We start from the raw sequence: 8280 nt of genomic DNA, 5'->3' as shown, positions 1-8280 counted from the left end.
AATTCAGGTTGAAAGTCTCCCCTTTCAAGGAGAAAAAGCGGTTGAGGGATGGATAGGTGACCTAACCATATCCAATCAACCAAGAGAAATAAATTTTTTCCTTGAGCGTCAATCCTCTCCCTTTTATGGAGAGGTAATTATCCATTAATGAAAGCAAGTCTAAGAGTTTTGAGTGTAAGCATTCAGCTATCAGCTATCAGCATTCACCTATGAGTTATTAACTTATTATTTTAGAAGGAGGAATTAGTCTCCAAAAATAATTAAAAGTCCGACACGAAAAATGTTATCAGCAAAGCTTAGTAAGTTATTACTTTCAAAAGCTTATGGGCTAGCCCCTTCCCCAGGAAAAGCTGATAGCTAAATACTAAGAGCTAAATGCTTATTTTTAAGTTTTTTAGTTTTCCTGAGCTATGATTAGGCTGCTATAGGATTTTTTATTAATTAAAACCTAAATTTTTGCGTCCGATAGCATCAAATAAGTCGAGCATTTTTTCTCGCCAAGTATGAACTGGATCGCTAGTTTCTAATAGTTTTTTGGGAGACATAGCACGAGCAAATTGAAAATTTGAAAATACTAGATAATCTGCATAATTTGGTTTTTCTCCTGCTAAAAAAGGTTGCTGACTGATAGTGTTTCTTAAAGGCTCTATAAAAGTTCGGAAATTATTGATTTGGTCTTCTGTAACATCCTTAAATTCTTCTAGAGACTTACCAAAAACACTTTCACGACTTTCTCTAAAATAAGGCTGGTCTTTAGGATCAATATTTTCAAATACATCGTATAAGATTATTGGCACTAATACTCCAAATAAACTGTTATTCCAAGCGTCAACAAAAATGGTTTGAGCTTTTGCTTCAGCACTACCAAATAAAGAAGGTTTATCTGGATAAGTTTCCTCTAAGTAGTTAGCAATATTCCAGGAATCATAAACTACTTTATCTCCCTTATTTGCATCAACAATTACAGGAACTTTTCCCTGATTAGAGAAAGCGATCGCCTCTTTTTCTGTGAGTCGCCAAGGAATAATTTTTACTTCTAAATTTTTGTGGGCTAGAGCCATGCGAATTCTCCAGCAGAAGGGACTAAAAGCTCTGTTTTCTTCTGCAGTAACTAGGTCGTAAAGTTTAATTGCCATGGATTCTTTAACCTTGAGAATTTGTAAATACACGATCAAATCTATCAGAATCTTTGCTTTTTAGTAAACTTATTTTTTTATGGAAATAAATCAACTTTTTATTATACCAATAATCTGCTACTTTTTAGAAATCAATAATCAAGCATAAGGTTAATCATTAATATTGTCTTGTCTATAAGTATTAATAGTAATAGGAACTGGTCTAGCTAAAGTTATGGATTTAAAATTCCCCAATCAAAAGTTAAATTATTCCCATGACTAAATTGAGTAATTTGAGAATTTTCTAACAGTAATGATGACTGTTATGGTAATCCTATTTAAGTTGTCATATTTTGGTAGTAGAGACGAATTGCCATCTACTTTTGATACCAAATCCGGTTTGGAAAAACCACTTATAATATACAATATTTATTCTTGGCGATCGCTCAGAATAAATATGTAAGAAAGAACAGAATAAAACTCAGGAATATTTATGGCTAATAAACCTTATTTAGCCAATCATTATAGTTGTGATGAACTCAAAAAAAAGTATCGTTCCAGTAAAGATTCAGTAGAAAAAAGAAGATGGCATTTACTATGGAAAATATCTCTGGGATGGAGTAAAAAAAATAGTGCAATCGCAGTATGAATTAATTATGATTATGCTCAAAAAATTCTCAAAAAGTATAATCAAGAAAAGGAAAAAGGAGTCAAAAATTTCAGAAAAAATGTTCAAAAATACCAAGTGGGAAAAAAATATTTATTAAATCAAGAGCAGCTTAAAAAATTGTCAAAAGAATTAGAATCAAAACCAAAGGATGGAGGTATTTGGACTGGACTAAAGGTAGCACGTTGGATTGAAAAAGAAACAGGAAGAGAAAAAATTTGGAATCAAAGGGGATGGGATTATTTAAAAAAGCACAATTATTCATGGCAAAGTCCAGGACCAAAACATAGAAAAGGAGATAAAAAAACACAGGAAGAATTTAAGATAAATTTACCCATAAAAGTAAAAGAACTCAAAAAAAATCTCCAAGTACCAAAGGTTGAAGTGTGGTTTTTTGATGAACATAGAGTGGGATTAAAACCAATATTGAGAAAAGTCTGGAGTAAGAAAGGAGAAAGACCAATAGGGATTGTTCAACATCGTTATGAATGGCTATATGTCTATGGCTTTGTCAATCCCAAAACAGGAGAAACATTTTGGTATTTAATACCAAGAGTAAATACATTATGGTTGAACAAAGTATATAAGCAATTTGCCATTGACGTTGGCATAAGTGAAGAAAAAAAAGTTTTGTTAATTGAAGATAATGCAGCGAGTGCATAGTAGTAAAAAAGTGGAAATTCCGAAGGGAATTATAGTAGATTATTTGCCACCATACTCTCCAGAATTACAACCAGCAGAAAGGTTGTGGAAATTAATAAATGAACCATTACTCAACGAATATTTGGAAACCATAGAAGAAATCGAAGAAACATTGGTAATTAGGTGTAATATTCTTCGGGAAAAAATGAAGGAGGAAGTAAGAAATTTAACTAACTATCATTGGCTTACTTACACCTAAAATATTAGGGGTTTTTCCAAACCGGATTTGGTATTACAGGAGTCAGGTAGGGTCTCCATGGGATTGGCAACGTACAGAATTTTCAAGGTTTTCAGTTCAAATTAACTATTATAAAAATTTTCACAACCAATGCGCAGATTGCTATATATATGTTTTATCCTCAAAGTTTAGCTGTGACAAAACTCATGGATTTAAGATGTAAAAAATCCCAAAAAACTATCAAAATACTAATATTTTGAAAAGGAAATTTACTTGTATAATTAATAGATTTAGCTAAAGTAATTTGTCTATATACTTAACTGAAACAGGAAATAAAAATTTATTTTGGTTGACTACTTATATAGTAAAATAGTAGAAAATCACTAATACCATCAGGCAAAAATGAATTTAATTCCTAATCAATGTCAAGACTTACAAAATCGGGTAGAAAATCTACTTCAACTATTACATCAAGAACCTACTCTTAGACAGCAAGATACAACGGCAGTTCGCTCTTCTTTAAATAAAGTAATTTCCCCAAAATTTGAAATAGTATTTGCCGGAGCTTTTAGTGCAGGAAAGTCGATGTTAATTAATGCTTTATTAGGGAGAGAATTACTCTACAGTGCGGAAGGTCACGCGACAGGAACAGAATGTTATATCGAATATGCTGAACCTGAAAAAGAACGAGTAGTTTTGACATTTTTAAGTATTGCTGAAATTCAAGAACAAGTATCAATTTTACGACAGCAATTAGGTTTAGACTCTAATGCCAATATTGAACAATCAGAAATAATTGGAATTATCCGGGAACAATGCAACGCAATTATTAAAAATGAAGGAGGAGAAAATAAATCAGAACGTGCTAAACAAGCAAAAGCTTTAAAATTATTAGTGGATGGTTTTGAGGCAAATCAAGAATTTATTCATCCGACTCAAAATTCTATTTATTCAATGGAACAGTTTAATTTTTCCAACCTGAAAGAAGCAGCGAGTTATGCCAGAAGAGGAATGAATAGTGCTGTGTTGAAGAAGGTGGAATATTATTGTCATCATCCTTTATTAGAAGATGGAAATATCATTATTGATACTCCAGGAATTGATGCTCCTGTAGAGAAAGATGCTCAAGTTACTTATGACAAAATAGAAAACCCTGAAACTTCCGCAGTTATTTGTGTTTTAAAAGCTGCTGCGGCGGGAGATATGACAACTGAGGAAACAGAATTATTGGAAAAAATACGAGAAAATTCTGGTATTAGAGACCGGGTTTTTTATGTCTTTAACCGTATAGATGAAACTTGGTACAATTCTCAACTTAGGCAAAGATTAGAAAGTTTGATTATTTCTGATTTTCGAGATACGGAAAAGATTTATAAAACCAGTGGTTTATTAGGTTTTTATGGCAGTTTAATTAAAGAGACAAGTCGGGAGAAGTGCTTTGGTTTAGATACTATATTTGCTAATAGTGTTAAAGGTTTGGATGGAGAGGAGGAAACGCCACAATTTGTCTACGCTTTTAACAATTATTGTGGAACTTCTCGCAAACTTCCTAGTAATTTTCGGGTAAGTATTAATGGTTTTGAATCGCCTAATGAAAATTATGTCAGGATTTTGGAGGAGTGGGGAAAACCTTTAATTGAACAATTAATAATTGATAGTGGGGTAGAAGAATTTCGGAATGGAATTACTCGCTATCTGAAGGAGGAAAAACGCCCACAGTTATTTGCAAATTTGGCAGATGATTTACAAAATATCTGTATACAATTACAGAAAAATTATTTAGCAACTCAACGAGACTTGGCAAGTCAACCTCAAGAAATAGAGGCAATGAAAGCTCAGGAATTATCATTATTAAATTCTCAACTCCAGGAGGTGGGCGAAGGATTTAATCAACATATTACTGAGGAAGTAAATTTGCTAGTTACAAATAAATGTGATGGTTTTGAAGCAGATTTTAATCAACTTCAATCTCGAATGATTCGTCGTTTAGATGAACTGTTAGATACTTTTTCTGTAGAAGCTGCTTATAGTCGGGCAACTATTAATCATCCCCGGAATGCAACGGCACCTTTATTAGCAGTTTTAGTCGAAGCACTTTATTATTTAGCGAATCAATTAGAGAATATTTTGGTTGACTCTACTCAGTTAGTAATAACTGGATTTTTCCAACGTTTAATTGATCGAGTTCGTAAGTCAGACTATTATCGACAACTTTATCGTTTGTTAGGCAATGATGGCGGAATTGAAAAGCATTTAAAAGAAGTAGAAAAAGCAGTTAGCACAGCATTAATAAGTGCAGCGCGAATAGAATGTGACAGGTTTGTGCGAGAAAGTCCGCGTTTTTATGATGAAGGAACTTTTTCTATCTATCAGTTTCGCCAGACTTTGTTACAGACTTCTCAAAGTTTTGACTGTAGCAGTATGGTAGAAGCAGAACCGGCAATTAGACAATTGTTGAAGTTAGATTTTGAGCCAAAAGTTTCCAAGACTATTCGGCAAACTTTTCGTCAAACTGTCAATCAAACTTTGAAGACTAATTTATTACCGATGGCTGAAAAACAAGCAGAAGATATTATGCAGCAATATAATCAAGCGCGGGAATATTTAGAGCAAAGTTTAGAGACAGAAGCTGGGGATAAAATTCAAATAAATTTACGTTTACAAGCTGAGGTTGAGGAGAAAGTAAAGGTTTATAATCAGGCAGTTTCTTATATTAATACTTGTCTAATGGCGATGTTATTAAATGAGCGACAGTTGCCAATTATTTCAGAGTTTGATTTTGGCAAAAGTAAGGAAAATTTGGAAGTGGTAAGTATTGAGGAGGAGAAATTATTGGAGAGCGAGGAAGTATCACCTCTTGATGATTTACGTCGGGAGATGAATTTGAATAGTTAGTTCATTAATGGATAATGGATAATTGATAATTGATAATTACCTCTGGTTAAAACCTAGAGGCTTTATACCTTAAATTTTCGGTAATTTTTTTGTATCAGAAAAGTGTAGGATGTCTCAAAAAAACATCCTACATTTTGAGTAGGGGAGTAAGGGAGTAGGGGAGCAGGGGAGAAGTAAAAACATAAATAATTTAAGTGCTACCTAAGCATACCGTTACTATATGGTAATTGGGATAATTTATTGGAAACAAAGGAATTAAAAATGGCAGAAAATTCAGATAATCAAGAATTTGTTGTATTAGAGGGAGAACAAGTTGTTAAACTTCCTCAAGAAATATCAGGATTCTTAAATTTAAATGTAAACAAATTGGGATATTTATGTCTGACAGAGGAGCAATTAGTATGGGCAATTATTCGACAAGTAAATCTTCATAGTAAGACAATAAATGAATTATTTTATGATAATTATGATGGTCCAGAGTGTGAGGTGTTGAGACCAGGTACTAAAGGTTGGCAAAAAGGGAAAATTAAGGTCGCACTTAATATTGAGTTTTATCCTGATGAACCTGAAGAAGAAATAGAAGAAAAAGAATCAAGTGAGTCAGATAATGAAGGAGAAAATTCTGGGGATAATAATTCAAAAATTCTGGAAACTGAAGTATCTCCACTTGATGACTTGCGACAAAAATTTAATCAGGAAAATCAGTAGAAACTTTCTGAGGAAAATTGACTTATGTAGGATATTTTTTCCTCCTACATATTTTTTATTCAGCCAAAAATAAAATTAGGAGTAATAAATTCATCAGGAAACTTGACAAATGCCTAGTATGAATAGGAGTTAAATATGAATCAAGAAAATTTAGATAACAATGAGGAAATAATCACCAACATAGAACCTAGATTTTAAATACTAAAACCAGGCGAAGTCGCCTCTTTCGGTTAAGATTTTAGAAATGATTTACGTCAGAAATTTAAACAAGAATAGAAACTGAACAAATGGAGATTAGTATGGAAGAAAAATTTTACCCAAAAGATTGTAATGACAATGATGTAGTTTCTTTTGGAGATTATACCTATAAAATAGGTATTTTAAAACAAAGATTAAATCAATCATTTGATAATAATCTGGGATATAGACTAGATCAGAAATTGAACGAAAATCGTATCAGAATACCCGATGAAATTATTAAACCACCCAATATAGATGAACCTTATGCAAGATTGTTTAATAGTGGCATAGACTGTGAAATATTGAACCTAGGTTCTGATAAATGGAAAAAAGGAAAATTCAGAGTTAAAATTACTGTCGAATTTTATGTAGAGTCAGAAGAAATAGAAGAAATATCTAACAACAATAATTCAGAACAACCAGAATCTGAAGTATCTCCACTTGACGACTTACGGCAAAAGTTTAATCAGGAAAATCAGTAGAAACTTTCTGGGGAAAATTTGATTTACCTAGCCCCAAATTCTGGGGATAAAAATTCAGAAGTTCTGGAAACTGAAGTCTCCCCACTTGACGACTTACGGCAAAAGTTTAATCAGGAAAATCAGTAGAAACTTTTTGGGGAAAATTTGATTTACCTAGCCCCAAATTCTGGGGATAAAAATTCAGAAGTTCTGGAAACTGAAGTCTCCCCACTTGATTACTTACGGCAAAAGTTTAATCAGGAAAATCAGTAGAAACTTTCTGGGAAAAATTGATTTATGTAGGATATTTTCTCCTCCTACATATTTGTTATTGAGCCAACAATAAGAAGGAATAAGTTAGCATGGAAAATCAATATGAGCCACTAGAAACTGGTGAAGTGATACAGGTTGAGTTTAGCCCTGTACCAGAAACATTGGGTTTAAGTTCTTATTTTACAGTTTTATTTCTTGATACCGATCACTTTGCAACTATCGTCCAAGATAATTTAGACGTTTCTGATGAAATAAAAGAACAAATATTTGAGGAAGGTGTAGATTGTAAAGTTCTCAAGTATGGTGCTAAAGAATGGCAGTCAGGGAAAATTAAGGTAAAAGTTACTGTAGAATTTTGCCCTGATGAACCTGAAGAAAAAATAGAAGAAAAAGCATCAAGTCAGTCTGAAAATGAAGCAGAAAATTCTGGCGATAATAATTCAGAATATCTGGAAACTGAAGTATCCCCACTTGATGACTTACGGCAAAAATTTAATCAGGAAAATCAGTAGAAAATTTCTGGGAGAAAATTGATTTGTGTAGGAAATTTTTCCCAGTTAGTAGTCGTGCTTTAGTGGTACTAGATTTTTGCTGTTAAAGCACTATTCAAACCTATTACGAGAGCAACTTTTGGGGAAAAAATTGATTTATGCAAGAAATTTCCTCCCCCTACATATTTCAGATTTCTTCAAAAATGTAGTCATGGAAAATCCCGGTAAAATTTGCTCTAGAATTTTGCTCTGACAAACCTCAAGAATAAATAGAAGAAAAAGCATCAAGTCACTCAGAAAATCAAGCAGAAAATTCCAGGGATAATAATTCAGAACATCTGCCAAATGAAATCTCCCCACTTGATGACTTACAGCCAAAATTTAATCAGGAAAATCATATAGAAACTTTCTGGAGGAAAATTCATTTATGTAGGAAATTTCCTCGCCCTAAATATTTCAGATTTCCTCAAAAATGCAGTCATGGAAAATACTGGTAAAATTTCCTCTATCATTTTCCCCTAATGAACCTGAATAAGACAGAAAAATAATC

8 protein-coding genes are annotated in these 8280 nt (G+C 32.7%); 7 read left to right on the top strand and 1 reads right to left on the bottom strand.

The genetic code is table 11. The annotated features are described in order from the left end of the window. Positions 1–437: 437 nt before the first annotated feature. Positions 438–1136, bottom strand: a complete 699-nt coding sequence (locus F6K22_RS17910; RefSeq protein ID WP_293100545.1) for a glutathione S-transferase family protein — start codon at positions 1134–1136, stop codon at positions 438–440. Between the two features lie 472 nt (positions 1137–1608). Between F6K22_RS17910 and F6K22_RS17905 the strand changes: the two genes are divergently transcribed. The 7 genes from F6K22_RS17905 to F6K22_RS17875 all read left to right on the top strand — a co-directional run bounded on the left by F6K22_RS17905 (position 1609) and on the right by F6K22_RS17875 (position 7751). Then, on the top strand, positions 1609–1764 hold the full coding sequence (locus tag F6K22_RS17905; RefSeq protein ID WP_293100542.1) for a hypothetical protein: 156 nt from the start codon (positions 1609–1611) through the stop codon (positions 1762–1764). Further along, entirely contained in the window at positions 1765–2445 is a 681-nt protein-coding gene (locus tag F6K22_RS17900; RefSeq protein WP_363273819.1) for an IS630 family transposase, read from the top strand. Then, positions 2429–2683 (top strand): transposase, encoded by a 255-nt coding sequence (locus F6K22_RS17895; protein WP_293100539.1) that lies wholly within the window; start codon positions 2429–2431, stop codon positions 2681–2683. Before F6K22_RS17900 ends, F6K22_RS17895 begins: the two co-directional genes overlap by 17 nt. 381 nt (positions 2684–3064) lie before the next feature. After that, complete coding sequence (locus tag F6K22_RS17890) at positions 3065–5557, top strand: dynamin-like GTPase family protein (RefSeq protein ID WP_293100536.1); 2493 nt, start codon at positions 3065–3067, stop codon at positions 5555–5557. Between the two features lie 261 nt (positions 5558–5818). Further along, positions 5819–6265 (top strand): KGK domain-containing protein, encoded by a 447-nt coding sequence (locus F6K22_RS17885; RefSeq protein ID WP_293100533.1) that lies wholly within the window; start codon positions 5819–5821, stop codon positions 6263–6265. 299 nt (positions 6266–6564) lie between these two features. Then, positions 6565–6987 (top strand): KGK domain-containing protein, encoded by a 423-nt coding sequence (locus F6K22_RS17880; protein ID WP_293100530.1) that lies wholly within the window; start codon positions 6565–6567, stop codon positions 6985–6987. Positions 6988–7328: 341 nt separating this feature from the next. After that, positions 7329–7751 carry a KGK domain-containing protein gene (locus F6K22_RS17875; RefSeq protein WP_293100527.1) on the top strand — a complete coding sequence of 141 codons (423 nt, stop codon included), beginning with the start codon at positions 7329–7331 and terminating at the stop codon, positions 7749–7751. Positions 7752–8280: the final 529 nt, after the last annotated feature.

Source organism: Okeania sp. SIO2F4 (assembly GCF_010672385.1).
GTDB lineage: Bacteria > Cyanobacteriota > Cyanobacteriia > Cyanobacteriales > Microcoleaceae > Trichodesmium.
Note: the sequence above shows the minus strand (reverse complement) of the source record. Positions and strands in the feature narration are given on the sequence as shown.